Origin of the sequence: Thioclava sp. ES.031, from assembly GCF_002563775.1 — a bacterium.
GTDB lineage: Bacteria > Pseudomonadota > Alphaproteobacteria > Rhodobacterales > Rhodobacteraceae > Thioclava.
This window is the reverse complement of sequence record NZ_PDJO01000001.1, coordinates 2,090,394-2,116,917: the sequence shown is the minus strand read 5'-3', so window position 1 is coordinate 2,116,917 and position 26,524 is coordinate 2,090,394. Positions and strand designations below refer to the sequence as shown.

Below are 26,524 nucleotides of genomic sequence, written 5' to 3'. Positions count from 1 at the left end.
CGCAAAGGCCCTGGGGTTTTCGCAAACGAGGTAATCGGTGGGCAGGATCGGCTTCGGAACAGCGCATCTTTACGCAGGAAAAGGACGCGAGGATGCGGTCGCGCTGCTGCGGGCGGCGCTGGAGGCCGGGATCACCTGGATCGACACCGCGCCGCTCTACGGGCATGGCGCGGCGGAAGCGATCGTGGGCGAGGCGATCGCGGGGCGGCGAGATCAGGTCTTCTTGTCGAGCAAGGTGGGTATCGCACCGTCGCGGATCACACTTGGCTTCCGCGTTCACGGCAAGCTCGCCCATCTGGCGGGACGGGTGCCCGGGGGCGCGCGGATCGTGCCGCCGCCTGCACCGCGCAGCCCGCGTTTCGGGCAGTTCGGCCCGGAGCAGATCCGCGCCAGCGTCGAGGCGAGCCTGCGCGCGCTGCGGACGGACCAGCTCGATCTTCTGACTTTGCACGAATGCACGTCTGAAGTCGCAAATGACCCTGCCGTGCTGGAGGTTTTGCAAGAGCTCGTCGCGGCGGGAAAGGTGCGCGAGCTCGGCACCGCGACGCAATTCGAGACAAGCCGCGCGATTGCAGGGCAGGGGGCGGGTTTGCCTTACAGCGTTTATCAGATGCCCGCCCAAGGTTGGGAAAATCCGGTCGGTGATTTCGCCTGCCCGACGGGCGCGCAGACGGTCGCCCATTCGCTCATCGGGCGCGGGGTCGGGGCGCTCGAAGCGCGGCTTTCGCAGCCGGGCCCTGCGCGGGAGAAGGCCGTCGCGCTCGGCATCGACCCGGATGCGCCCGATCTGGGCGCACGGCTGATGGCGCATGCGGCGGGGATCGAAGGGATGCGCGCGGTACTGTTTTCCTCGACCAATCCTGCGCGGATCGCGCGGATGGCGCAGGCGACCGGGATTTCTTCAGAGGCGGCCCTTGCAGGCGCGCAGCTGATGGGTTGGGCGCAGGCCTCCTCCTGAGGGTCAGGACAAGGCGGGCCGCCCCATCGACTGCAGCTTGCCGCGCACCCGCGCCCGCAGCTTGTCGAACTTCCAGCCCGCATGGATCGCCTTGCCTTCCAGAGGCTTGAGCGGCGCACCGCGTTCCAGCATCCGGCGCGCGATCGTGTAGGTCGGATGGGCCGCGTAATCGCCGCAGAAATGGACGATCGCGGGCGAGACGTCGCGGCCCTCTTTCACGAAATGCGACCGGCCACGGATCGGGTCGATCTCGATCTCGCCGGTGGAGTTCAGCGGCGTGCGCATCAGCCCCGCCGCGTCATTGTAGAGATCGGTCGCGCCCATCTCGACCAGTGCCAGACCGATCAGCGTCTCCTCGCCCGGACCGGCCTTGTCGAAATCGAGAATGCCCAGTTCCTGCTGGCGTTCCAGCAGCAGCCGCGCGCGAGAGAAGACCTCTGCGGCATGGGGGCTTTTGCGGAAGAAATAGACCCCGCCATTGTATTTCGGAAAGACCTCGCCGCCGAGCTTATCGAGGGCTGCCCCCACATCTTCCAGCCACAGATCCTGATCGCCGCGCTTGAGATAGGTGTCGCAGACCGGGGTGAAATCCCAGTCCTGCATCGCCGCGATATGGTCGTGGAACGGGCGCACCGCGATGCAGTCGCTGTCGATGAACAGGGTCTCGGCATAGGGCGAGTAATCGTAGAGCATCGTCTTGAGCAGCGTGCCGGGCATATCGAGCCGCTCGATCCCGATCTGCGTGTCGTAGAGGTCGGTCATGCGCACCTGATCGGTCACAAGGCAGATCGGATGGCCCGGCATGTGGCGTCGCAGGGACCGCGCCAGCGCATCGGCCTGATCGAGATAGCGCTGCGCGCCGAAGGCCATGGTAATGAAGCCAACCGGTTCCTTCAGCATCCCGTGTCTCCCCGTTCGTGTCGCTGCGCCGTTTCGCATAGGCAAAGCGTGAGAGGTCGGTGGCGATTCCTGCAAGCGGCAACGCCCCGGAGGGCCGGTCGGGCGCGGTTTTGCGCGCTAACTGCCCAACCACGCGGCGATTTTGTGGAAATTGCGTATAATGCAGGTGCAGAACGGCTGGCTCAGACCTGACCGGAGGCAATCCAGCCGAACCATGCACCTGCAGCATCCTGCGGGTCGACGTGCAGCTTGTGACGCGCCATCAGCGCCGATATCTCGGCGGCCGGATCGGCGGGAGGCGCGGGCCAGCACGCGCCTGCGGGGGGCGGTTCGGGCACCACCAGTTGCGCGCCTTTTCCGGTCACGCCAAGGCTCAGGTCCCGCGCATCTCGCGGCTTGGCCTGCGGAGCCTTTGCGCGACGTCGCGCCCGCAGGCTTTCCACGAGATTGCCGAACAACCCCGGAGCCCGCGCCAGACGTATCGTCGCCGGGCCCCAGCGATGCGCTTTCAGGTCATCGACCAGCCGCTGATAACGCAGCATATGCTCCAACGCCCGCCTGCGGGTCTCGAGCGCTTCCGAGAGCGACGGCGGGCAGCGCGGGCTCAGCCGCGCCTGCGCATCGAGCATCGCTTCGAGCGCCTTGCAGGACAGCCGGTAAGACAGCGAGGCCGAATGCCTGCGATAGAGATACATCGGGTCTGGCAGCGCCATGAGACGCGCGCCGCCGATCAGCAGGCGCAGGTAGAAATCCAGATCCTCGGAGATCGAGAGGCTGGTGTCGTAGCGCAGATTACCTATGGTTTTCCGCGCGATAAGCGGTTTGAGATAGCCCAGTGGCGGCAAGGGCTTGGCCGGATCGTCGGAGGCCAGCATGTCGCGCGCGGTGACCTCGCGCGGGCAGGTCAGCTGCAAGGGCTGCAACAGCGTGCGCCCGGCGGCATTCGGCGTTTCGGAAAAGAACACCATGTCATCCGCGACCATCTGCGCATCGAGCCGGGTCGCCGCGGCCAGCAGCCGCGAAAGGCGCTGCGGATGGATCAGATCGTCGCTGTCGACGATCGCGACCCATTCGCCCTGCGCCATGTCCAGCGCCTGATTGCGCGCCGCAGCCGCCCCCCCGTTGCGTGGCATTTCGTGAAAGCGCAGCCGCCCGTCGCGGGCGGCCCAGTCGCGGGCGATCTCGGCGGAGCCATCGCTCGAGGCATCGTCGATCAGCAGCAGTTCGAGATGCGTATGATCCTGTGCCAATACGGAGGCGATGGCGCGATCCAGATAGGCCGCACCCCGGTAGTTCGCCATCACGATCGAGATCAACGGAGCAGTCATGGATTGGACATTAGGAACGGAGTCGGGCCACGCCAAGTGAGGCCGAATGCTGCGCCTGCAAAATGCATCGCCATTCGCGCATTGCCCCCTTTCGGTGCTCTATTTTTGGGCGGATGGTGAAAAACATGCGAAAAAGCGATGCGCGGGCCCGAAGGTGCTTAGCTGGAGGGGGGCCGAGGGCCACGTTTGAAGCAGATGCTGATGAAGGGGATCTGCATGTTTCGTGGGATGATCAGGCGCGGCCTCGTGGCCGGGTGCGCGCTGGCTGTGGCCATGGGGGCGACACTCGCCGCCTCGGCCGAGGACGCGGACAGCAAGGGCCTCGTGACCACGCCCTTCGAGGAAACCTTCACCCGCGTCGCGCCGTCGCGCTGGTATATCTCAGACGGCTGGAGCAATGGCGATCATCAGAACTGCACCTGGTCGCGCCGCGCCATCGGGCTTGCGCCGGAGGGCGGGGCCACGCTGAAATTCCTGCCGCTCGCGAACAGGTCGATGCCCAATCTCTGCGGCGAGATCCAGACGCAGGGCTGGTTCAGCTACGGCACGTTCGAGGCGCGCGTCCGCAGCGGCGCGGGTGCGGGGTTCAACGCCGCTTTCTTCACCTATACCGGGCCGGTCCACGATCAGCCCCATGACGAGATCGATTTCGAGATCCTGACCAAGCAGCCGGATTACGTCTGGACCAATCGTTACGTCTCTGGCGACGAGGGAGACGAGGGCGGGCGCGGCATCGACATCGCGACGCCCGGGCAGGAAGGGTTCCACGATTACGCGATCATTTGGGAGCCCGACCGGTTGCGCTGGTTCGTCGATGGAAAACTGGTGCGCGAGGCCACCGATCATATCCCGACCCATCGGATGAAGGTCTATTTCAGCCTCTGGGCGACGGAGACGCTCGACCGCTGGATGGGGCGTTACGAGACGCCTGACGAGCCGGTCGAGATGGTGGTCAAACGCTTCCGCTACACGCCGCTGGGCACGGGCTGCAGTTTCGACGGCTCGATCCTGTGCGATCTGAAGTGACGCGGGGTAGGTGGGGCGATGAAACTTCTCTATCTGGCGCATGATCTGGACGATGCCGCGATCTGGCGGCGGGTGCAGATGTTGGAAGCGGCAGGGGCCGAGGTGGTGATCGCGGGGTTCAAGCGGCTGCCCGGTGCGCCGCAGCGGCCCGCCGAAATCCTCGGTTGGACGCAGGATGGCAAACTTGCGGCGCGGGCGCTGAGCGTGGCGCGCGCCTATCCGCAGATCCGCAGGCGGGTGCGGGCGCTGGTATCGGACGGGGTGGATGTGATCCTCTCGCGCAATCTGGAAATGCTGGCGCTGGGGCGGCACGCCCGCGCGGCCTTCGCGGATAAGCCCGCGCTGGTCTACGAGTTGCTCGACATTCACCGGATCATGCTGGGCCAAGGCACCGCGTCGCGCGCATTGCGGCGGATCGAGCGCAGGCTCTTGGCCGAGACCGATCTGATCGTCACCTCCTCGGAGGCCTTCGAGAGCCAATATCTCGAACCTTATCAACACAATACGGTTCCGGTGCATCTGGTCGAGAACAAGCCGTTCCTGCCCGAGAGCCTGATCCCGCAGGGCGCGCGGCTTGCGCCGGTCACGCAGGGCCAGATCACCATCGGTTGGTTCGGCATCCTGCGCTGTCGCTGGTCACTGGAGACGCTCGACGGGCTGACGCGGCGCAATCCGGGGCGCTACAGGGTGGTGATCAGCGGGCGGCCCTCGCTCGACGTGATCCCCGATTTCCATGCGGTGATCGAGGCCAATGACGCGCTGGAGTTTCGCGGCAGCTACGCATGGCCCGACGATCTGCCCGAGATTTACGGCGCCTGCGATCTGGCGTGGTTGCTCGATCGCTTCGATCCGGGCGGAAATTCGGATTGGCTGCTGCCCAATCGCCTTTACGAGGGCGGGTTGTTCGGCGCGCCGCCGATCGGGCTGTCGCATACCCAGATCGGACGCCGGATGGCGCGCGAGGGGATCGGCCTGCAGGTCAGCGCGCCCGAGATCAGCGCGGTCGAGGATGCGCTGGCCCCGATCGGCCCCAAGGAACTCGAGGCGCTGCGCAGCGCGCTCGCGGCCCGTGAGCGCGCAAGCTGGCTGGCGAGCGCGGCGGATGGGGCGGCGATGCTGACGGCGCTGCGCGCGCCGATCCAGTCCCATGCGGCCTGAGCGAAAGGAGAGACGATGAGCGATCCGAAAGTTCTGGTGATTGTGCCCACGCTGAACGAGGCGGCCCATATCGGGGCGGTGCTCGATCAGCTGGCCCCTTTCGCGAAGACAGGCGAGGCGCTGGTCGTGGTGGTCGATGGCGGCTCGCGCGATGGCACGCAGGACATCGTCACGCAGCGGATGGCGCAGACGGATTGGCTGCGCCTGATCGACAATCCGCTGAAATATCAAAGCGCTGCGATCAATCTCGCCGTGGAGGCGTTCGGGGCGGGTTGCGACTATCTGATCCGCATCGACGCCCATTCGATCTACCCGCGGGATTATTGCGAGACGCTGATTGCGGAGGCCGAGGCGACGGGGGCGGCCTCGGTCACGGTCACGATGAACGCGGTCGGGCAGGGGCTGCTGCAAAAGGCGATCGCGGTGGCGCAGAATTCGCGTTTCGGCAATGGCAGCTCGGCCCATCGCAACCGGAGCGAGGGCGCATGGGTCGATCACGGTCATCACGCGCTGATGCGCTGCGATGCGTTCCGCGCGGTGGGCGGCTACGATCCGGGCTTCACCCATAACGAGGATGCGGAGCTCGATCATCGGCTGCGGATGGCGGGCTACCGGATCTGGCTGAGCGCGCGCACCGGGATCGATTACCTTCCGCGCCAGAACCTGCGCGGCTTGATACGGCAATATTATCTCTTCGGGCGCGGGCGGGCGCGTAACCTCGCCAAGCATCGGATGCGGCCCGCGAAGCGGCAGATGATCGTCGCGGCGCTGCTGCCCGGGCTGGCGCTGGCGGTGCTGTCGCCGCTGCATTGGGTCTTCGCGCTGCCGCTGCTGCTCTGGGCGCTGGCCTGTGTCGCGGTGGGCGTGATGCTCGCCCGCGAGACGCGCAGCCTGACCGGATTTCTGGCCGGGCCCTTGGCCGGGCTGATGCAGGCGGCATGGTCGGCAGGGTTCTGGGCGCAAAGCCTGACGGCGGGCGCCAAAGCGCAGCGCTGGACTGCGAAGGAGGGCAAGGCATGAAGACACCCCGGACCGTCATCATCGGCGTTTGCACCTATCGCCGCGCTCAGCTGCGCGACACGCTGGCCTCGCTTGCGGCACTCGCCTCCTGCCCGGATCTGACGATTCAGGTGATCGTCGCGGATAATGACGACACGCCCTCGGCGCGGCCGGTGATCGACGCGATCGGCGAGTGGTTCCCGCATCCTTTGATCTATCTGCACGCCCCGGCCCGCAATATCTCGGTCGCGCGCAATGCGATTTTGCAGGCGGCGCGGGCGCAATGCGCCGATCTGCTGGCCTTTCTCGACGATGACGAATGGGTGGAGCCCGACTGGCTGATGCGGATGGAACGGCGGATGCATGAGGCCGCGACCTCCGCCGTGGTGGGGCCGGTCCGCGCGAAGCATCTGGAGACTGCGCCGGGCTGGATGCGTCGCTCGGCGATCCATAACACGACGCCGGATGTCGATGCGCGCGGGCATGCGCATACCGGCTACACCTGCAACATGCTGATCCATCTGCGCGCGCCTGCTTTCGACGGCTTGAGCTTCGATGAAGCGCTGGGGCGCAGCGGCGGCGAGGATACGGCGTTTTTCGCGGCCTATCAGGCGCGCGGCGGCGAGATCGCCTTCGCGCCCGATGCGGTCGCGCATGAAATCGTGCCCGAGGCGCGCGCGACGATGCGCTGGCTGATGCGGCGGCGCTACCGGATGGGGCTGACCCATGGCGAGGTGGTCGCGGCCGGGCGCCCGCTGTCGGGGCGGCTCGCACAGGCGGGGCTGGCCGGGGCCAAGAGCGCAGCCTGCCTCGGTCTCATGCTTGCCGGAATTTTCTCCGAAACGGCGCGCAATAAGGCAATCCTGCGCCTGAGCCTGCATGTCGGGGTCGTTGCCGGTTGCCTTGGGGGCAAGCGCCCCGAACATTATGGCGGGGCGGCTCCTGCAGTCCGGAGGGCGGAATGACGCGAGAAGGTTTTCGATACCAGTCGGGGATGGACCCGTTGCGCGACCCGATCTCCGCGCCAACCGCGACGATCAACCTGTCGCGGGTGCTGGCCGCGCTGCGGCGCAGGCGGCGCTCGATCGCGTTCTCGGTGGCGGGCTGGCTCTGTCTGGGGATGTTCTACCTCGCGACGACGCCGCGTTATTTCGATGCCTCCTCGCAGGTGCTGCTCGACGCCAATATCGACCGCACGATCCGGCAGGTCTCCACCACCAGCGACATGAGCACCACCGACGGTGCGATGGAAAGCGCGCGGCTGGTCATCACTTCGGATGCGGTGATCTCGCGCGTGGTCGACCGGCTCGACCTGCAGAACGATCCCGCCTTCATGAGCCCGCCGCAGCCGTTGACGCGGACGATGATCCGGGGCGCGATCGACACGGTGGCGACGCCGATCCGCAAGCTGCGCGATCTGTTCGATCCGGGGATGCAGGATACCGGAGCGACCGCTGCGGACGGTCAGTCCGCGCCATCCGCTCCGACCAAGACGGTCGAGGCCCAGAACCGCGAGGCCGCCATCGATGCGCTGCGCCGGTCGATCGTGGTGTATCGGGTGGGGCGCAGTTCGGCCTTCGCGATCAATTACCGCTGGACCGACCCGAAGGTCGCCGCCGAAATCGTCAACGCGTTCGCGGATGTCTATGTCTCGGACGTGCTGAACGCCAATTACGCCGCGACCGAGCGGATGACCGAATGGATGAGCGCGCGGCTTTCGCAGCTCGAAGAGGACGCCCGCGCGGCCGGTCAGGCGGCAGAGCAATTCCGCGCCCGCAACGGGCTGGTCTCGGCTCGCGACAGCACGATCTCGCAAGATGCGGTCAGTTCGCTCAATGTCGATCTGTCCGAGGCGATTGCCGAACAGGCGCGCGCGGCGGCGCAGGTCTCGTCGCTGAAGAAAATCGTCGAGGGCGGGCGCGTCGGGCTGGTGGTCGATGACGTGCTGGTGGGCCTGCCTGCCAGCGACGATCCCGATTTCACCAAGCTGCGCACCGCGATGATGGGGGCGCTGACGAACCTCACCCGCGCCAAGCTGGTCTATGGCGACGACGCCGCACAGATTGCCGCCAGCCAGAAGCGTGTCGACAATACCGGCGATCTTCTGTTCGCTTCGCTGCGGCGGCTTCTGGGGCAGGCGCGCAGCGATCTGACGCTGGCCTCCGCCAAGGTCGACGCGCTGCAATCGAGCCTCGACAAGGCGGTGGGCGACGATGCCAAGAACGGGCCTGCGCTGGTCCGTCTGCGGGCGCTGGAGCAGCGCGCCGATACGCTTTCGGCGCTCTATCAGAGCTTCCTGAGCAAGTTTCAGGAGATCGACCAGCAAAAGAGCTTCCCGGTCTCGAATGTGCGTATCCTCAACCTCTCCGAAGTGCCGCTTTACGCTTCGGGTCCCAGCACCAAGACGATCCTGATGCTCTGCATCGTGCTGGGGCTTCTGACCGGGCTGGTGATCGCGGCGACCCGCGAATGGAGCGATCGCTTCGTGCGCACGGCAGAGCATGTGACCGAACATCTCGGGGTGCATTTCCTCGGCTACCTGCCGCGGATCGAGAAGCTGTTCGAGAAACCGCGGTTTTCGGTGCGCACGCTGACGGCGCGGCTCGAACGCGAAACCAAACCGCCGCAGCAGGGCAAGGGCAGCACGAAAGCCGCGAAGGTGATCTACGCCCCCGAGGCCACGATCTACTCGCTCAGCAACATGCGCTCGAAATATACCGAGACGCTGCGCAATATCCGGCTGGCGAGCCGCCTGTCTGCGCCGCGCGACGACAGCTGTCTGCTGGGGCTGACCTCGGCGAAACCGGGCGAGGGGAAGTCGATCACCTCGCTCAACCTCGCCGCGGTGATCGCCTCGACGGGCAATTCCGTGGTGCTGGTCGATGCCGACCCGCATCTGAGCGGGTTGAGCCGCCATCTGGGGCTGAAATCCGAGAAAGGTCTGCTGGATATCCTGACGGGCCGCTGCACCTGGGAAGACGTGCTGCTGCGGATCGGCGATACGCAGGTCGATCTGATCCCCGGCCTCGTGCCAAAAGATTTCCCGCATTCGAGCGAGATCATGGGCAGCGCCGCGTTCCACCAGATGCTCGACGCGCTCAAGGATCAGTATGATTACGTCATCCTCGACCTCGCGCCGATGGCGCCGGTGATCGATGTGCGCTCGATCCTGAAAGACCTCGACCAGCTCGTGATCGTCTCGGAATTCGGCCGCATCAGCCGCGGTCTGCTGGAACATCTGATCGACTCCGACCCGCTGATCCGCGCGAAACTTCTGGGGATCGTGCTCAACAAGGTCGATTTGACGCAGCTGAAAGCCTATGTCGACGACAGCGACACCGAGGCCCATGCGAATGATTATGAAGCCTATTACGGGCGGTCCTGACCGGATGCAGGCCGCGCCGGGGCGATCGGAGGCGCTCTAGGCCATTGTTGTCACATTCACGGTATTCGTATATTCTGAAATACCTATTCAACTTTCGAGAGTTCGTCGGCGGGATGCGTTTTTCGAATTACCTGGTCGGTCTTGTCATCTACCTGACGTTCCAAAGCGCTCTCGCTTATCTCGCCGGGCTTGGCGTCTGGTGGATTCTCGGGCTTGCTCTGGCCGCTCTCCTGCTGTCGCAAATTCTCTATCTCGGGGTCGTGGCGATGATGGCCCAGAAAGAGGCGATGCGCCGCCGCGAAAGCGATGCGTCGCATGACGACACGTCGGAACTTGGCGAGAACGGCAAATCCAAGGTCGACGCCTACAGCGAATAATCCAAGCAAGACATGGCGTTGCAGGCCGATGTTGAGAGCCTGCGCCGATCGTCTCACCCTTCCTGACGCACCACCCTGAACATCGCGCGGCGCTCGTCCGGCGTCATCTCCGCCAGATGCTCGGCGCGGGTTTTCGGGCGTGGCGTGTAGGGTGTCTGGCCCTCGGCGAAACCCGAGCTGGCGGGCATCGGTGCGGGCTGCGCGAATTGGGGCGCGGCGCGGAAATCGCGTCCGGCAGGTTTGGGCCGGGGCTCGTTCAGCGGCGGCATTTCCAGCGGCTTGATCCGGGCGCCCGTGACCGTGAAACGGCGCGGGGCGCGGCCTGCATCGTGAATGTCTTCCGCCTCGCCGGTATTGCGCAGAGGCTCTGCCACGAAACATCCCAGCACCCGCGTCACCGCCCCGAAATCGTCCGTCAGCGGCAGCATCACCAGATGGCCCGCCAACCCCGGCTTGCCGATCCCGGCCTCCGAGACCAGCTGCGCCTCGGCGATGGCGGGGCGCGCGAAGACGGCCTCGGTCAGATCGGCGATCTGCTTGCGGCCCTCGGGCGCGAAAAGCGAGGTCAGGGGCATTCCGCGCACCTCCATCCCCATCAGGTCGCAAATGTGCTGCCCTGCGAGACGAAACCGCCCCATGCCCGGCGCGACCCGTTCGAGGATGAAGGCGAATTCCAGCGCGCGGTCGATGCCGCGCGGATCGATATCGGCGCGCGCGGGCATCGGGCGGCCGGCCAGCAGCGCCTCCCAATAAGCGCGCAGCTCGTTGCCGATCCGGCGACCTTTGGCCGAGGCGGGGGATGCGGCGTTGCTGTCGGTCTCGCGATCCATTTCAATCACCCTTGCTTCGTCCCGCGCGGCACGGGCGCGGGGTGGCTGTCTCGCGCCCGGCGATCCGGCGGCTCATGCCGCCTTGCGGTTGACCGTCAGGGCGAAATCGTTACTGAACTCTTACCGGGGCCAAGTTAGGCCATTTTTTCGTCATATGGGGAAAGAAACTCTTAAATGGTTAAACCCGCTCCAGAGCCGCGCCCGGAGGGGGCGCCCGCCGCCGCAACTGTTTCGATGACCGGATTTGCCGCCGGACAGGGGAGCGGCGCGGGGCATGACTGGAGCTGGGATCTGCGCTCGGTCAATGGCAAAGGGTTCGACCTGCGGCTGCGGCTGCCCGATATCGAGGGGCTGGAGCCCGCACTGCGCAAGGCGGTCGGCGACCGGGTCGCGCGGGGCAATGTCACGCTGAACCTCAAGCTCACGCAGGCCGCAGGCAGCGCCGCGATGCGGATCGAGCCCGACGTGCTCAATGCCGCCCTTGCCGCCGTCGACAAGGTCGAGCGCGCCGCCGAGCGCAAGGGCGTGGCGCTGGCGCCGCTTAAACCGAGCGATCTGATGGCGATGCGCGGGGTGGTCGATCACTCGGGCGGCACGATCGAGGATCCCGCGGCGCTGCTAGCCGCGCTGCTGGAGAGTTTCGAGCCTGTCCTCGAGAGTTTCGTCGCGATGCGACGCGAAGAAGGCGCCCGGACCGGCGCATTGCTGGCCGCGCGCATCGACGAGATCGCCGCGCTCACCGATGAGGCTGCTGACGCCTCCGCCGCGCGCGCCCCGAAGGCTGCAGAGACGCTGAAGGCTGCGCTTGCGCGGGTGATGGAAGCCACCGAGGCCGATCCCGACCGGGTCGCGCAGGAGCTGGCCCTGATCGCGATCAAGGCCGATGTCACCGAAGAGATCGAGCGCCTGCGCGTCCATGTCGAGGCCGCCCGCGCGCTTCTGGCCGAGACCGGCCCCGTGGGGCGCAAATTCGAATTTCTGGCGCAGGAATTCGTCCGCGAGGCCAATACGCTATGCTCGAAATCGGGCGATGCGGAGTTGACGCGGATCGGTCTGGCGTTGAAATACGCGATCGACCAGCTGCGCGAGCAGATCCAGAACGTAGAGTAATTCCGATGCCCGATACCAGCCGCCGCGGCCTTCTCATCATCCTTTCTTCGCCCTCGGGCGCAGGCAAATCCACGCTGGCCAAGCGGCTGATGACCTGGGATCCGACGCTGCGCTTCTCGGTCTCGGCCACGACGCGCGATCCGCGTCCGGGCGAGAGCGACGGGGTCGAGTATTTCTTCAAGTCCCGCGCCGAGTTCGAAGCGATGGTCGATCAGGGCGACATGCTGGAACATGCCGAGGTGTTCGGCAATTTCTACGGCACGCCGAAAGGCCCCGTCGAGGCCGCGATGGGCGAGGGGCGCGATACGCTGTTCGACGTCGATTGGCAGGGCGGGCAGCAGATCCGCAACTCCTCGCTGGGCAAGGATGTGGTTTCGATCTTCATCCTGCCGCCCTCGATCGCGGCGCTGGAAGAGCGGCTGCGCAGCCGCGCGCAGGACAGCGATGCCGTGATCAACGGCCGGATGGAAAAATCGCTCGCCGAAATCAGCCATTGGTCGGAATATGACTATGTTCTGGTCAATGACGATCTCGACCGCGCCGAAGAGCAGTTGCGCACGATCCTGACCGCCGAGCGCAGCCGCCGCGACCGTCAGACCGGACTGAATGAATTCGTGCGAAAACTGAACAGGGAGTTCGAGACGAGATGATTTACGAACTGGACGGGATCGCGCCCGAAATCGCCGAAGACGCATGGGTCGCGCCGGACGCCAATCTGATCGGCAAGGTCGTGCTGGAAACTGAGGCCTCGGTCTGGTTCGGCGCCACTCTGCGCGGCGATAACGAGGAAATCCGCGTGGGTGCGGGCTCGAACCTGCAGGAGAACGTCGTCTGCCACACCGATATGGGCTTTCCGCTGGTGATCGGCGCGAATTGCACGGTCGGGCACAAGGCGATGCTGCATGGCTGCACGATCGGGGACGGCTCTCTGATCGGTATGGGGGCGACGGTGCTCAACGGCGCGAAGATCGGCAAGGGTTGCCTGATCGGCGCGGGCGCGCTGATCACCGAAGGCAAGGAAATCCCCGATGGCAGCCTCGTGATGGGCGCGCCGGGCAAGGTGGTCCGCCAGCTCGACGAGAAGGCGCTGCAGGCGCTTCTGGGTTCGGCCGCGCATTACCGCGAGAATGCCGCGCGCTTCTCGAAGGGGCTCAAAGCGATCGGCTAATTGTCACGACACTTATCCGTCGGCAGGGTGAAGATATCGAAGTCGATCTCGGGATGCGCGGCGCGCACCTCCTGCCGGATCGCGGCGATATTCGGCAGCGGGCGGGAATAGGCCCGCAGCTTGCCGGTGAACCCGAACGCGTCGAGCCGGTTTGCGAGATCGAGAATGTCGAAACGCTCCGTCAGAAGCGGGGCCAGCACCAGTTCGGGGCGTAGCTTCACCATCTTTTGAGCGGTGATCTGGTCGTATTGCAGCACCTGGATCGCCTGGCCGGAGATCTCTTTGAGCGAAGACGGCAGCTCACGCGCGGGGTCGACCAGCAGCAGGTTGCTGGTCTCAGACGCCTTCACGCATTGAAAGAGAACGGCTTGTAAAGCGAGACGGGAGCGGGGGGTCCTTGACATAGTAATAGTGCAAACCTCATCGCCCCCGCGGTGTAAGTTACTGGGCCCGGAAAGGACCCTTGAAATACACGCCAAGGTTTAACTTTTTTCCCTCCTCTCCACAAGCTATTGATTGCGAACTGCGAAGCGTGAGTTGCAAAACCACTGTGCGCTTGGACTTTTTGGGCATGGCAAGGCTTTACAGCTTGCGCCGCATCGCTCAAACCTTGCCGCGACAGCGATGGCAGGTTGGGAGGCATGGCAATGAGCCAAGGGGCGATCGGACAGGTTCTCGATGCGCTGCCGAGCGCGGTTTTGCTGATCGGGCGCGACGAGCGGATCGCGCAGGGCAACCTCGCCGCCAACCGGCTTTTCGGCACGCAGTTTCTGGGGCGTCCCTATGTGACGGTGCTGCGCCAGCCCGGCTTCGGCGCGGCGGTGAGCGCGGCGCTGCGCGGTGCGCGGCCCGACCCGGTGCGCCTGCGGCTCCATCCGACCGGTCAGGCCGAGACGATCACGCTGGTGCATTTCTCGCCGCTGCCGCCCGCACCCGAAGGCCCGCTTTCCACGAATTCGGTTCTGGCGAGTTTCGAGGACATCACGGCGCTGGAGACCGCCGAGGCGATGCGGCGCGATTTCGTGGCCAATGTCAGCCATGAGTTGCGCACGCCGCTGACCGCGTTGATGGGCTTTATCGAGACTCTGCGTTCGAGCGCGCGCGACGATGCGGCGGCGCGCGATCGGTTCCTGTCGATCATGGAGCGCGAAGCCGCGCGGATGAACCGGCTGGTGGGTGATCTTCTCTCGCTGAGCCGCGTCGAGGGCGAGGAGCGGATGCGCCCCACCGGCAAGGTCGATCTGGCGCTGGTGCTCAAGGGGGTCACGCAGACGCTTGAACCCGTCGCCGAGGCGGCACAGGTGAAGCTGATCTCCGAGGGCGAGACCGGGGCCTTGCCGGTGCAGGGCGACCCCGATCAGCTCACGCAGGTCTTCTCGAACCTCGTGGAGAACGCGATCAAATATGGCGGGCAGGGCGGCGAGGTGCGGCTGCGCGTCTCGGCGATCGCGCATGAGCCGGTGCTGCGCGGCAAAGCCTATCGCGTCGATGTGATCGACCGCGGCGAGGGGATCGACGAACAGCATCTGCCGCGCATCACCGAGCGCTTCTACCGTGTCGACACCCACCGCTCGCGCGAGAAGGGCGGCACCGGGCTGGGGCTCGCCATCGTCAAGCATATCGTGGCGCGCCACCGTGGCCGGTTCCGCGTCGACAGTAAGAAGGGCGAGGGCAGCTGCTTCACGGTGATCCTGCCCGCGGTCTGAGGGCGCGCCGGGGCGACCCGGTTGCAGCCCGCGAAAAGCGCGGAGCTTCTATCACTTCCGCGTCGCGCTCCCTTGAACCGGGAGGCGCAAACCGATAGCTTTAGAGCAACTTCAAATCGGAGGGCGTAATCATGGCGCCCAAGCGTCCCCGGTCGGCGGGCGCGCTCCCGACAGCTGCATCGCCCGCGCGGGCGGTGAAACCGGCTCAGGTCGAGTCCCCCGCGACCAAATCCGCCAAGTCCGGCGAGGGGCTATATGCCGCTCTCGACCTTGGCACCAACAGTTGCCGGATGCTGATTGCCCGTCCAAGGGGTTCTCAGTTTCAGGTCGTGGATAGCTTCTCGAAAGCCGTCCAGCTGGGCCAAGGTCTTGAAACCTATGGCCGTTTGTCGCGTAGCTCGATGTCGCGCACCGTTCAGGCATTGCAGATTTGTCGCCGCAAGATCGAAACGCACGGGGTTACCCGGATGCGGCTGGTGGCGACCGAGGCTTGTCGCCGGGCCAAGAACGCGCGCGATTTCATCCGCTATGTGCGCCGCGAGACCGGCCTGCCGCTGGAGATCATCCCGCCCGAGGAAGAGGCGCGGCTGGCCGTGATCTCCTGCGCCTCTCTGGTGTCGCCGAATTCCGAGCAGGTGCTCGTGGTCGATATCGGCGGTGGCTCGACAGAGCTGGTCTGGATCGACCTCGAAGACGTGCCGCCCGGCGACCGCGCCCGCGCGATCATGCGGCTCTCGAAAGGGTTCAACCAGCCCGACGGCCCCGATCCGGCGGCGCGGGTGGTGGACTGGATTTCGGTGCCGCTGGGCGTGGCCACGCTCAAGGACCAATTCGCCGATGTCGAGGACGATGCCGCGCGGTTTGCGCTGATGAGCTGGTTCTTCGAGGAAAAGCTTGCCGATTTCACGCCCTATGCGGCGGGCAGCCCGCAGGATGGTTTCCAGATTATCGGCACCTCGGGCACGGTGACGACGGTTGCGGCCTGCCACCTCAACCTGAAGCGCTATGACCGTAATCGGGTGGACGGACTGACCATGACCTCGGGAGAGATCGACGCGGTGATCCGCTCCTTCCTGCAGCTCGGGCCCGCCGGGCGGCGCTCCGATCCGCGGATTGGGCGCGACCGGCACACGTTGATCATGTCCGGCGCAGCAATTCTCCAGGCCCTGATGCGGGTCTGGCCCACCGACCAGATGTCCATTGCCGACCGTGGCCTGCGCGAGGGGCTCCTCTATGCGCAAATGGCCGGAGACGGCGTGTTAGAAGAGATGAAATGATGGCGAAGACACCCAGCGGCAAGAACACTTCCGGACGTGGGCAGCGCGACCTGCGCGTGCGCGTGAAGACGGCGAGGGGGCGCAAGCTCTCCTCGACCCTCTGGTTGGAGCGGCAACTGAACGATCCTTACGTGCAGCGCGCGAAAAAAGAGGGCTATCGCGGACGTGCGGCCTACAAAATCCTCGAGCTGGACGACAAGTATCGCTTCCTCGTGCCCGGCGCGCGGGTGGTCGATCTGGGCTGTGCGCCCGGCGGCTGGTGTCAGGTGGCGGTCAAGCGCGTGAACGCCTTGGGCGAGAAATCGGGCAAGAAGGTCGGCACCGTTCTGGGCGTCGATCTGCAGGAGGTCGATCCGATCGCCGGGGCCGAGATCCACGTGCTCGATTTCCTCGAAGAAGGCGCCGACGACAAGGTCAAGGAATGGCTCGGCGGGTCTGCGGATGTGGTGATGTCGGACATGGCGGCCTCGTCGTCGGGGCACCAGAACACCGATCACCTGCGCATCATCACGCTGTGCGAAGCGGCGGCGGAGTTCGCCTTCGACGTGCTCGAAGAGGGCGGCACTTTCGTCGCCAAGGTCCTCGCAGGCGGTGCGGAGCAGGGGCTGATGACGATCCTGAAGAAAAACTTCACCAAGGTCGCGAATGTGAAGCCGCCGGCCTCGCGCTCGGACAGCTCGGAGAAATTCGTGGTCGCCCAAGGATTTCGCGGGCGGCGGCACGAGGAGGACTGAGCCGCACCTGTCTCACCCCCGAGACAGGTGCCGGCCCGCTCAGCGGGAATTTACGTTGTGTAAGGTCCGAATCGGCCTAACCTGCTTGGGCTTTCATAGGCTGCGCAAGAGAGGGAGGCTTTCGCATGCCGTCACTGCATACAGGCGTTCCGCGCCAACATGCCGATATCGTGCGCGAGGTCGTCTCTTCGCCGAAATCCGCCACGCGGGCGGGCTTTGCTGCAAGCTGGCGCCGCTCGATGATCCATCACCGTATCGACCCCGAAACCGGCGGGCGCAACGAGCGCCTGACCCAGGCCGAGATGCGCGAGCGGCGCGAGCGGGCGGGCCTGATGATGCGGATCGCCTCGCCGGTGCTCGACCGGCTGTCGCGCGCGGCAGGCGATGCGGGCTGCACGGTTCTGCTGTCGGATGCGGGCGGGCTGGTGCTGGATGAGCGCCTGCGCGACGCCGATGTCGATGATTTCCATTCCTCGAACCTCGCGCCCGGCTCTGACTGGTCCGAAGGGGTCGAGGGCACCAACGGCATCGGTACCTGCGTGGCCGAGGCGCGCCCCGTCACCGTCTGGCGCGATCAGCATTTCCGCACCCGCAACACCGTGCTGACCTGCATGGGCTCGCCCATCTTCGGCGCGCAGGGCGATCTGGCGGGGGTGATCGATGTCAGCTCCGCGCGCTCGGACATGACCGAGGGCTATGCGCGCCTCGTGGCGCTGACCGTGCAGGACGCGGCGCATCGGATCGAGGCGGACCTGTTCCGCGCCTCCTATGACGGCGCGCGCATCCTCTCGACCGGCTCGGGCGAGACCGGGGCGCAGGGCGTGATGCTCCTGGCGCTCGACCGCGACGATCTGGTCGTCGGCGCGACCCGCGCCGCGCGGCGGCATCTCGGGATCGAGGCGGGGCAGATCGGCCAGCTTCCGGCGTCGGACCTTCTGGAACACGGCATCCGCAATGGGCTGGAAGAGGCGCAACGCTCCGAAATGGCCCGCGCGCTGGCCCGCAACGGCGGCAATGTCTCGGCGGCGGCGCGCGATCTCGGCATCGGCCGGGCGACGTTCTACCGCAAGGCCAAGGCGCTCAATCTCGGCGTCTGAGCGAAGACGTGAACCGGGCAGGGGCCTTTGTCGCGCTTGACGTCGACCTTAGCGAGACCACCTGATCCAAGAGGGTCATGTCACACTGTTTGTCGAAGGGCTCGATCCCGGATATTGATGTCACCGTGCCGTCGAGGTGACGAGACGTGGAGCCACAGATCGTCCGCCTTTGCCGATAAGCCCGAAGGAGGTCCGCCATCACTGCGCAAATGCTTGCTGCCCTCATCCTGTTGCCGTTCCTGTTCATCGCGATCTACGCGGGCATCCACGAGTTCCTGCGCTACAAATCGCAGGGCCGGGCGAATTACGGCCTGATCTTCGATGAGGAGACGGGAACCTCCTATGTGACCGGGATCGATGACGCCGAAGAGGGGTTCGACCCTGAAGATTTCGATCCCAACGACTACAACGATCCCGAGGTGGGCGGGGCAACCGATGAGAGCAAATCCTGAACGTTGCCGCCCCTGAGCCTCGTAGATCGGGTCGGGCTCTGATCTCTGGTGATGCGAAAATCCCGCGGCAGGTCACGCAGACAGAAAAAGCCCCGCGACACGGCGCGGGGCTTTCATTTGTCCTAGACCTGAGGTCGAGCGATCAACCGTAGACAAGTTTCGGCAGCCAGATGATGATCTCCGGGAAGAACATGCACAGCAGCAGCCCGACCACCTGCAGCGCCAGGAACGGCAGCGCCGAGCGGAAGATATCGCCCATCGGAATTTCCGGCGGCGCCACCCCGCGCAGATAGAACAGCGCATAGCCGAAGGGCGGCGACAGGAAGCTCATCTGCATGTTCACGAGGTAGAGCACCCCGAACCACAGCACGAGATCGTCGGGATCGCTCAACCCGAAGGCCTCCGCCCCGAGCGCCTTCACGATCGGCACGAAGATCGGCACGCAGAGCAGTAGGATGCCGACCCAGTCGAGGAACATCCCGAGAATGATCAGCACGAGCTGCATGATGATCAGGATACCCCACGGCCCGAGCCCGGTCGCCTGCAGCGCGTTCTGCACGAATTGCTGGCCGCCCTCGAGCACGTAGAGCCCGACGAAGATCGTCGCGCCGAACATGATCCAGATGACCATCGCCGAGGCCTTGAGCGTGGTGACCGCAGCCTCGCGGATCGTTTGCCAGTCGAGCTTGCGGTGGATCGCCGCCACGATGATTGCACCGAACGTGCCGATGCCCGCCGCTTCCACCGGGGTCGCGACGCCGGTGAAGATCACGCCCAGCACGATCACGATCAGCGAGATCGGCGCGGACATGTTGCTCATCAGACGGATCTTCTCGCGCCCCGAAATGCGCTCTTCCATCGGGATCGGCGGACCCATCTCGGGGTTGATCGCGCAGCGGATCAGCACATAGGCCACATACATGCCCGACAGAAGAAGGCCGGGAATGACCGCGCCGATGAACAGCTCGCCCACCGATTGCTCGGCCACGACCGCATAGATGATCGCAAGGATCGACGGCGGGATCAGGATGCCGAGCGTGCCGCCCGCCATGATCGAGCCCATCGCGATCTTCGCGTTGTAGCCGCGATCGAGCATCGCCGGCAGCGCGATGATCCCCATCGTCACCACGGCCGCCCCGATCACGCCCACCATCGCGGCGAGCACCGTCGAGGCGATGATCGTGGCCGCGGCCAGACCGCCGCGCACCCCGCCCAGCACCTTGTAGATGACGTCGAACATCTCGTTGATGATCCCCGCCCTCTCCAGCATTGACGCCATGAAGATGAACAAGGGGATCGCCGAAAGCTGGTAATTCGTCATCAGCGGGAAGATGCGGCTCGGCACGATATTGAGCGCGCGTTCGTCGCCCAGCACGAACAGGAAGACACAGGCCAGACCGCCCGTAACGAAGGCCAGTGGAAGCCCTGCCATCAGCAGGACGACCAGCGAGCCGAACATGATGAGTGTCAGCCACTCGATTCCAATCTCAAGTCCCATCTATCAGCCCCTGCCCATTACGATCCGCAGATCTTGTGCGAATTTCGAAATGCCCTGCAAAACAAGCAGCAGAGCGCCGATCACCATGACCCATTTCATCGGCCACAGAGGCACCTCCCATTCGTTGAAGCTGATCTCGCCCCAGCGGACATTCGCATCGGTCCACTGTGCGAAGTTCCAGTTCGCCAGCATCTCGCCGGTCGGAATTTCGCCCCGCGCCCATTGCGAGATGAGCCCGTTGCCCGTGGGCACGGCGATCGCGTCCATCGCGAAAATCCACGACGTCACCAGCAATGTGCCCGCGAAGATGAAGAAGAAGACCGAGGTCAGCAGATCGACCCACGCTTTGCGCGGTTTCGACAGCGGCGCGTAGAAGATGTCGACGCGCACATGGCTTTCGGTCAGCATCGCATAGGCGCCCGAGATCAGGTATTGCATCCCGAACATCAGATACATCGCCTCATGCGCCCAGTTGGTCGGGCTGTTGAAGACGTAGCGGCTGATGACCTCGAAATAGTAGACGAAGACCGCGATGATCGCCCAATAGCTGACGAACTCGCCCGCCTTGAGGGAGAGCCGGTCGATCCAGCCCGTCCAGCCTTGCGAGACGTGACGGGAGTCGTCTTTCATCTCCTCGTCTTCGAGCGCTTCGAGGCGCCGCTCGATCTCGCTTTCCTCCTCATGCTCGGGGAGCGTGGCATTCGCCCGCCGCACCAGCATCGGAAGCAGAAGCGCGTCGATGACGATCCCCGCGAGCAGCACCCAGAAGGCATATTTCGAGATGCTGCGCCATTTCGCGAGGACGGCGGCAGCCGCGTCCCGCTTCGGGCGCGCCTCGACGAGATCGGCCTGCGCCTGTTCGATCACGGCCTCGCCATCGGTGATCCGCTTCTCCGCGCGATCGACATTTCGCTGCGCGCGCTTCTCGGCGAAGCTGCCCTCTTCGGCGGCGGCGAGTTCCTCGCGCAGCTTCGGCAGATCGGCCTGCGCCGTGTCGACCCGTTCTTGTTCGCGCTCCAGCGAGCGCTCGGCCATGCGCACGACGTTCGACATGTCCGAGACCGTGCCGCGCGCGTCGTGACCTTGCGCATTCGCATAGAGAATGGCGATGAAGACCGGGATGAAGAGAAAGCCCAGCAGGCTTTTCACATAGAAGCGATGCAGTCCCAGCATCCCCCCGGTCACGAGAATGAAATAGCCCAAGGAGAGCGAATAGCGCCGCTCCGTCTTGCGTGGCCGGTTGGCCAGCGTGGCCGCAATGATCGGGAAGAGGATCAGCCCCGCCCAATAGGCCCAATGCGGTAGAGTGAAGTCGATACTGGGCATTGCCCACCCCCTGTTGCCGGGACACGCCCGGCCATCAGTTGAACCGGGCCCGCGCCAGCGGGCGGGCCCGTCAGACTGTCTTTGCGATCAAATCAGAGCTTCAGTTCCAGACCGTCGACCAGATCGGGCGTCACATAGCCCAGCGAGCCGGACATCATGTAATCGAGCTGGGTCTTGAAGATCCGCGCGCTGTCCTTGTCGCGATTGGCGTATTTGAACCAGATCGGGACGGCGACTTCGGTCATCAGCTCCACATCGTCCTGGCTGAGGCGCGTGACCTCGGTGCCGTCGGCCTCGAACTTGGCCCAGGCCTCCTGGTCGGCCTTCTGGATCGCCGCGTGATGCATGTCGGAATAGACGTGAGTCTCCATCTCGACGAATTGCTGCATCTGCGGGCTGAGCTTGTTCCACGCATCCATGCCGACGGTGATGTCCATGATGTCCACCGGCTGGTAGAGCGACATCATGCCGGGCGGGCCCATCGAGATGTAGCTGGTCACCTGGCTGAAGCCGAGCGCGTAGTTCACCGCGGGGCCCACATAGTCGGCCACGTCGATCGTGCCCTTCTCCAGCGCCGGGAAGATTTCCGAGCCCGGAAGCACGGTGGTCTCCGCGCCGATCTCGCCGAAGACATCGGCGACCATGCCGCCCGGAAGGCGCATCTTGCGGCCACGGAAGTCGTCGATCGAGCGGATCGGCACTTTCGAGTGGATGATGTTCGGGCCGTGATGAACGGGGCCCACGAAATACATGCCCTGCGCCGCATAAAGCTCGCGCGCCATCTCCAGCCCGCCGAGGCCGTAATAGAACACGTCGAATTCATGCGGGTTGCGCAGACCGAGCGGATAGGACGTCAGGAACACCCCCGCCGGGATGATGCCCTGCACGTAGATGGTGAACGGGTTGACCGCGTCGAGCACGCCGTTCTTCACCGCGTCGTAAAGCTGGAAATCGCCCACGACGTCATTCGCGCCGAACGGCTGGAAGGCCAGTTCGCCGCCGGTCTTTTCCTGAATCGTGGCGCACCAGTCCTTGAAGGTCTGAAGGCCGACGCCGCCCGGCCACGAGGTCTGGATCTTCCAGGTCGTGCCGTTGGCTTGGGCCGAGGCGATATGCGGCGCGGCAAGGCTGGCAGCGCCCGCCGCTGCGAGCGTACGTAACGCGTGTCTGCGAGTGGTCAGATTTTTCATGGTTCCTCCCCGTTTTGTTTGCGACCCCGACGGATGCGGGGCCGAAGTGAGAGAGAGGTCGAAAACACGCGATGGCTCTCCTCCAGATGCATCGCGGGTCCGTGATTCGGCGTGATCGCCTAGCTTCCGGCTTCTCCTCAAAAGCGGAAACTCTCTTTCCTCTCCCTGTACATGCGAGGTTTGCACGGGATTTGTCTTTTCGCAAGTATTCACGAAATTGCGTGTGTTCGTGATTTCGGTGCGGCGTCGGGCTTGATCCTTTTCAGATGTCGGCATGTCTGCCCGTCGGGATGACCGCCGCGGGCGTGGCGCCACCCCTGCAAATTCTCAATGCTGCGGCTGCACCTGTCTCAGGCGCGAGACAGATGATGCATTCCACCAGCGCAGACCGGCTATGCACAGGGCGCGCGGTTGGGCAGTCTGATCTCCATGGCGCGCAGCCCTGTCGGCTGCGTTCAAATCTGGGAGGAAGACCAATGGCCAACGACATGACGCCCGAGTTCAAAGGCGTTTCGGTGTCGCCGTTCCGCGACCGTTACGACAACTTCATCGGCGGCAAATTCGTGCCCCCGAAAAACGGCAAGTATTTCGACAACATCACGCCGATCACCGGCGGCAAGGTCTGTGAAGTCGCGCATTCCTCCGCAGAGGACATCGAAGCCGCGCTCGATGCTGCCCATGCCGCGAAAGAGGCCTGGGGCAAGACATCGGCTGCCGAGCGCTCGAACGTGCTTCTCAAGATCGCCGACCGGATCGAGGAAAATCTCGACCTGATCGCCGCCGCCGAGACCTGGGATAACGGCAAGCCGATCCGCGAGACCACGGCGGCCGACATTCCGCTCGCCGTCGACCATTTCCGCTATTTCGCGGGCGTTCTGCGCAGCCAGGAAGGCACGATGTCGGAAATCGACGCCGACACCGTCGCCTATCACTTCCACGAGCCGCTGGGCGTCGTGGGTCAGATCATCCCGTGGAACTTCTCGGTGCTGATGGCGGCGTGGAAACTTGCGCCGGCGCTGGCGGCGGGCAACTGCATCGTGCTGAAGCCAGCCGAGCAGACCCCGGCGGCGATCCTCGTGGTGATGGAAGTCATCGCCGACCTGCTGCCCGATGGCGTGCTGAATATCGTCAACGGCTATGGCGCGGAAGTCGGCGCGGCGCTTGCGAGCTCCTCGCGCATCGCCAAGATCGCCTTCACCGGCTCCACCGCGACGGGTCGCAAGATCATGCAGGCCGCGACCGAGAACCTGATCCCGGTCACGCTGGAACTGGGTGGCAAATCGCCCAACATCTTCTTCTCGGACGTGATGGCCGAGGATGACGCCTTCCTCGACAAGGCGGTCGAGGGCTTCGTGCTCTTCGCCTTCAATCAGGGCGAGGTCTGCACCTGCCCGAGCCGCGCGCTCATTCAGGAAGACATCTACGAGAAGTTCATGGAGCGCTGCATCGCTCGCGTCGAAGCCATCAAGCAGGGCGATCCCCGCGCGATGGAGACGATGGTCGGCGCGCAGGCCAGCCAGGAGCAGCATGACAAGATCATGTCCTATCTGAGCATCGGTCGCGAAGAAGGGGCCGAGGTGCTGACCGGCGGTGATGCCGCGCGCTTCAACGGCGATCTGGCGAACGGCTTCTACATCCAGCCGACGATCCTTAAGGGCCACAACAAGATGCGGGTCTTCCAGGAGGAAATCTTCGGGCCGGTGGTGTCGGTCACGACCTTCAAGGACGAGGCCGAGGCGCTCGAGATCGCGAATGACACGATGTACGGCCTTGGCGCGGGTGTCTGGACCCGTGACGGCTCGCGTGCCTATCGCTTCGGGCGCGGCATCGAGGCCGGGCGCGTCTGGGTCAACAACTACCACGCCTATCCGGCCCATGCGGCCTTTGGCGGGTATAAGCAATCGGGCATCGGGCGCGAGACCCACAAGATGATGCTCGATCACTACCAGCAGACCAAGAACATGCTGGTCAGCTACAACCCGAACAAGCTCGGGTTCTTCTGATAGGGTTTACCTCCCCAAACCCCGGGCCGCGTCTGCAAAGGCGCGGCCCTTTTTCGTTTTAAACGGTCGGGGACGATCGGGCAGGCGGCCTGTCGCGGTGCGGGTCAACTCGCGCGGCGGAAGGCGTTCGGCGTGCTGCCGGTTCCGGCCTGGAAGGCACGGGAGAAATAGCCCGGGCTGCGATAGCCCAGAAGCTGCGCGATATCCTTGATCGGAACGGGCGTGTCGCGCAGCAGGCGGCGCGCCTCGTAAAGGCGTCGCTCCTGCATCAGTTCCAGCGCCGATTTCCCGCAGGCATCGCGGCAGGCGCGCGACAGATGCGTCGGCGTCACGCCCAACTCGCGCGCGATGTCCGCGACCGGCGTTCCCGCGCGATACTCGCGCTCGACCAGAACGGCGTAGCGCGTGACCAGCCGGCGCGCGGCGCTCGGGCGGATCGCCTCGTTTGCATTGCTCGCGATCTGTCGCTCGAGCCAGACGCTCAGCAGGCCCAGATGGCTGCGCAGCGCACGGTCGGCGGCGGGGCGCGTGCTTTCGCTCTCACGCTGGATCGCCTCCAAGATCGAGCCGATCTCGCCCTGCGCGATCGCTTCGCGGATGCGCAGGTGATGGGCGGCGGGCGGCAGGGCGATATCGCTGTCGCGACCGAAGAACAGGGCCTGACCGTGGGTCTGGTTGGAAATCTCGAAACCGTGCATCACGCCCGGCGGAATGAATATCGCGTTATTGGGGCCGTAGCCGCGGGTCACGCCGCCCAGCGTGATCCGGCCTTGCCCGCGCGAGAACCACAAAAGGCAGGGCTCGGAATGGGCGCGCATCGCCTCCACCCGCCAGCGCCCACCCTTTGCCAGATGCGCGATCTGCACCAGCCGCGGCTCACTCGGGGGGGCGGGAAGGTCGGTCGCGGTCTGCGCCGGGCCGGGCGTGCCGCTTGCGCCGGGCTTCACGGTTTTGGCCTGCGACATCTGGGAGAGGGGCGGTGTCGAGAAGAGCTTCACGATGCTTTGATCCTACGCGATTTCGGCGGGAGGATAGACCGCAACGCTCTCGTGGACCAAGGAGTTTTCCACAGAAGTCCGGGTGCGCAGTTGCCGCAGGGTCACAGTCTACGCGATCTTGTGCCACGCCTTCATGCGGCCACGAAACCAAGTGCGTTGCCGCTTGGCATATTGGCGACTTGCCGCCTGTGCACGCTCTCGCGCCTCGCTCAGATCGAGCTCGCCATGCAGATGTGCGATCAGTTCCGGCGCCCCGATCGCCTTCGCCCAGAGAGCGTTCGGATCCCAGATCGGCTCCACCGCGCGGACCTCGTCGAGCGCGCCCTGTTCGAGCATCAGATCGAAGCGGCGGTCGATGCGGTCCGCCAGCCAGTCGCGATCCGGATCGATGTGAAGCGGCGCCACGGTGTCGAGCGGCAGGAGCGGTGGCGGGGTGCGGGCCTGCCACGTGGCAAGCCCCTCGCCGGTGGCGCGCAGCACCTCCCACGCGCGCTGCACCCGCATCGGGTTCTGCGCGTCGATCTTCGCGCGGGTCGCATCGTCCAGCTCGTCCAGCATCCCGGCATGACCTTCGGAGAGCCGCCGCTGATCGGCCTCGGCGCGGATTTCCGGTGGCGTTTCAGGGATTTCCGCCAGTCCTTGCGTCAGGGCGGTGAAATAGAGCCCGGTGCCGCCCACGATGATCGGGCGCGGCCCGCCTGCGTGGAACGCCTCCAGATACGGGGTGACGTCGCGCAGCCAGTGGCCGACGGAATAGTCCGCGCCGGGATCGAGATGACCGTAGAGCGCATGCGGTGCGCGGGCCTCTTCCTCGGGCGAGGGACGCGCGCTCAGCACCCGCCAGCACGACCAGACCTGCAGCGCGTCGGCATTGATCACCACGCCGCCCTCGGCCTCGGCGATCGACAGCGCCAGCGCCGATTTCCCGCTCGCCGTCGCCCCCGCGATCAGCACGGGCGTTCGCGGCGATATTTCGGGCAGGGCAGGCGGCATCGGTGGCTCTT

Annotated in this window: 25 protein-coding genes; 16 read left to right on the top strand and 9 right to left on the bottom strand. The window is 65.2% G+C overall.

The features are described 5' to 3' along the window. Window positions 1–37: 37 nt before the first annotated feature. On the top strand, window positions 38–958 hold the full coding sequence (locus tag AXZ77_RS10150; protein WP_098411059.1) for an aldo/keto reductase: 921 nt from the start codon (window positions 38–40) through the stop codon (window positions 956–958). A gap of 3 nt (window positions 959–961) precedes the next feature. Here AXZ77_RS10150 and AXZ77_RS10145 read toward each other — a convergent pair whose 3' ends face one another. Continuing rightward, window positions 962–1,858: a hypothetical protein gene (locus tag AXZ77_RS10145; RefSeq protein WP_098411058.1), complete on the bottom strand. Its 897-nt coding sequence runs from the start codon at window positions 1,856–1,858 to the stop codon at window positions 962–964. A 182-nt stretch (window positions 1,859–2,040) separates the two neighbouring features. After that, window positions 2,041–3,186, bottom strand: a complete 1,146-nt coding sequence (locus AXZ77_RS10140) for a glycosyltransferase family 2 protein (RefSeq protein WP_098411057.1) — start codon at window positions 3,184–3,186, stop codon at window positions 2,041–2,043. 216 nt (window positions 3,187–3,402) lie between these two features. Between AXZ77_RS10140 and AXZ77_RS10135 the strand changes: the two genes are divergently transcribed. The 6 genes from AXZ77_RS10135 (at window position 3,403) to AXZ77_RS10110 (ending at window position 10,131) form a co-directional block, all read left to right on the top strand. Then, on the top strand, window positions 3,403–4,212 hold the full coding sequence (locus AXZ77_RS10135; RefSeq protein WP_176536007.1) for a family 16 glycosylhydrolase: 810 nt from the start codon (window positions 3,403–3,405) through the stop codon (window positions 4,210–4,212). 18 nt (window positions 4,213–4,230) lie between these two features. Next, a complete protein-coding gene (locus tag AXZ77_RS10130; protein WP_098411055.1) occupies window positions 4,231–5,370 on the top strand; it encodes a glycosyltransferase in 1,140 nt (379 codons plus the stop codon). A 15-nt stretch (window positions 5,371–5,385) separates the two neighbouring features. Beyond that, complete coding sequence (locus AXZ77_RS10125) at window positions 5,386–6,390, top strand: glycosyltransferase family 2 protein (RefSeq protein ID WP_098411054.1); 1,005 nt, start codon at window positions 5,386–5,388, stop codon at window positions 6,388–6,390. Beyond that, window positions 6,387–7,334, top strand: coding sequence for a glycosyltransferase family 2 protein (locus AXZ77_RS10120; RefSeq protein WP_098411053.1), 948 nt, complete (start codon window positions 6,387–6,389; stop codon window positions 7,332–7,334). The genes AXZ77_RS10125 and AXZ77_RS10120 overlap by 4 nt, the downstream gene beginning before the upstream one ends. Next, entirely contained in the window at window positions 7,331–9,754 is a 2,424-nt protein-coding gene (locus AXZ77_RS10115) for an AAA family ATPase (protein WP_098411052.1), read from the top strand. Before AXZ77_RS10120 ends, AXZ77_RS10115 begins: the two co-directional genes overlap by 4 nt. Window positions 9,755–9,867: 113 nt before the next feature. Next, on the top strand, window positions 9,868–10,131 hold the full coding sequence (locus tag AXZ77_RS10110; protein ID WP_098411051.1) for a hypothetical protein: 264 nt from the start codon (window positions 9,868–9,870) through the stop codon (window positions 10,129–10,131). Window positions 10,132–10,184: 53 nt separating this feature from the next. Here AXZ77_RS10110 and AXZ77_RS10105 read toward each other — a convergent pair whose 3' ends face one another. Further along, window positions 10,185–10,961 (bottom strand): PAS domain-containing protein, encoded by a 777-nt coding sequence (locus AXZ77_RS10105; protein ID WP_098411050.1) that lies wholly within the window; start codon window positions 10,959–10,961, stop codon window positions 10,185–10,187. Window positions 10,962–11,135: 174 nt separating this feature from the next. Here AXZ77_RS10105 and AXZ77_RS10100 point away from each other — a divergent pair, with 174 nt between their 5' ends. From AXZ77_RS10100 to AXZ77_RS10090, 3 genes are read left to right on the top strand one after another with little or no spacing between them, the layout of a single operon-like run. Next, a complete protein-coding gene (locus AXZ77_RS10100; RefSeq protein WP_255266465.1) occupies window positions 11,136–12,071 on the top strand; it encodes a YicC/YloC family endoribonuclease in 936 nt (311 codons plus the stop codon). A 5-nt stretch (window positions 12,072–12,076) separates the two neighbouring features. Then, window positions 12,077–12,721, top strand: coding sequence for a guanylate kinase (gene gmk / locus AXZ77_RS10095; protein WP_098411048.1), 645 nt, complete (start codon window positions 12,077–12,079; stop codon window positions 12,719–12,721). Further along, a complete protein-coding gene (locus AXZ77_RS10090) occupies window positions 12,718–13,239 on the top strand; it encodes a gamma carbonic anhydrase family protein (protein ID WP_098411047.1) in 522 nt (173 codons plus the stop codon). Before gmk ends, AXZ77_RS10090 begins: the two co-directional genes overlap by 4 nt. Here AXZ77_RS10090 and AXZ77_RS10085 read toward each other — a convergent pair. After that, window positions 13,236–13,589, bottom strand: coding sequence for a hypothetical protein (locus AXZ77_RS10085; RefSeq protein ID WP_098411046.1), 354 nt, complete (start codon window positions 13,587–13,589; stop codon window positions 13,236–13,238). The two genes, AXZ77_RS10090 and AXZ77_RS10085, sit on opposite strands and share 4 nt — an antisense overlap. Before the next feature lie 297 nt (window positions 13,590–13,886). On the opposite strand from AXZ77_RS10085, the gene AXZ77_RS10080 reads away from it, so the two are divergent. The 5 genes from AXZ77_RS10080 (at window position 13,887) to AXZ77_RS10060 (ending at window position 18,505) form a co-directional block, all read left to right on the top strand. Then, the gene (locus AXZ77_RS10080; protein ID WP_098411045.1) at window positions 13,887–14,945 is read left to right on the top strand and encodes a cell wall metabolism sensor histidine kinase WalK; all 1,059 of its coding nucleotides are present in this window, start codon (window positions 13,887–13,889) and stop codon (window positions 14,943–14,945) included. Between the two features lie 131 nt (window positions 14,946–15,076). Beyond that, window positions 15,077–16,222 (top strand): Ppx/GppA phosphatase family protein, encoded by a 1,146-nt coding sequence (locus AXZ77_RS10075; RefSeq protein ID WP_098411044.1) that lies wholly within the window; start codon window positions 15,077–15,079, stop codon window positions 16,220–16,222. Further along, window positions 16,222–16,956, top strand: coding sequence for an RlmE family RNA methyltransferase (locus AXZ77_RS10070; protein ID WP_098412509.1), 735 nt, complete (start codon window positions 16,222–16,224; stop codon window positions 16,954–16,956). Before AXZ77_RS10075 ends, AXZ77_RS10070 begins: the two co-directional genes overlap by 1 nt. Before the next feature lie 125 nt (window positions 16,957–17,081). Next, entirely contained in the window at window positions 17,082–18,053 is a 972-nt protein-coding gene (locus AXZ77_RS10065) for a GAF domain-containing protein (protein ID WP_078520769.1), read from the top strand. A 209-nt stretch (window positions 18,054–18,262) separates the two neighbouring features. Then, window positions 18,263–18,505 (top strand): hypothetical protein, encoded by a 243-nt coding sequence (locus tag AXZ77_RS10060; RefSeq protein WP_369679775.1) that lies wholly within the window; start codon window positions 18,263–18,265, stop codon window positions 18,503–18,505. Window positions 18,506–18,647: 142 nt separating this feature from the next. Here AXZ77_RS10060 and AXZ77_RS10055 read toward each other — a convergent pair whose 3' ends face one another. The 3 genes from AXZ77_RS10055 to dctP form a co-directional block, all read right to left on the bottom strand. Beyond that, window positions 18,648–20,003 carry a TRAP transporter large permease subunit gene (locus AXZ77_RS10055; RefSeq protein ID WP_098411042.1) on the bottom strand — a complete coding sequence of 452 codons (1,356 nt, stop codon included), beginning with the start codon at window positions 20,001–20,003 and terminating at the stop codon, window positions 18,648–18,650. A gap of 3 nt (window positions 20,004–20,006) precedes the next feature. Next, window positions 20,007–21,329: a TRAP transporter small permease subunit gene (locus AXZ77_RS10050; protein ID WP_098411041.1), complete on the bottom strand. Its 1,323-nt coding sequence runs from the start codon at window positions 21,327–21,329 to the stop codon at window positions 20,007–20,009. Window positions 21,330–21,421: 92 nt separating this feature from the next. Next, the gene (gene dctP, locus AXZ77_RS10045) at window positions 21,422–22,519 is read right to left on the bottom strand and encodes a TRAP transporter substrate-binding protein DctP (RefSeq protein WP_098411040.1); all 1,098 of its coding nucleotides are present in this window, start codon (window positions 22,517–22,519) and stop codon (window positions 21,422–21,424) included. 476 nt (window positions 22,520–22,995) lie between these two features. Between dctP and adh the strand changes: the two genes are divergently transcribed. Next, the gene (adh, locus tag AXZ77_RS10040; RefSeq protein ID WP_098411039.1) at window positions 22,996–24,522 is read left to right on the top strand and encodes an aldehyde dehydrogenase; all 1,527 of its coding nucleotides are present in this window, start codon (window positions 22,996–22,998) and stop codon (window positions 24,520–24,522) included. Window positions 24,523–24,626: 104 nt separating this feature from the next. Here adh and AXZ77_RS10035 read toward each other — a convergent pair whose 3' ends face one another. Both AXZ77_RS10035 and miaA read right to left on the bottom strand, forming a co-directional pair. Beyond that, window positions 24,627–25,520, bottom strand: coding sequence for a helix-turn-helix domain-containing protein (locus tag AXZ77_RS10035; protein WP_255266464.1), 894 nt, complete (start codon window positions 25,518–25,520; stop codon window positions 24,627–24,629). Window positions 25,521–25,628: 108 nt separating this feature from the next. Then, on the bottom strand, window positions 25,629–26,513 hold the full coding sequence (miaA, locus tag AXZ77_RS10030) for a tRNA (adenosine(37)-N6)-dimethylallyltransferase MiaA (RefSeq protein ID WP_255266463.1): 885 nt from the start codon (window positions 26,511–26,513) through the stop codon (window positions 25,629–25,631). Window positions 26,514–26,524: the final 11 nt, after the last annotated feature.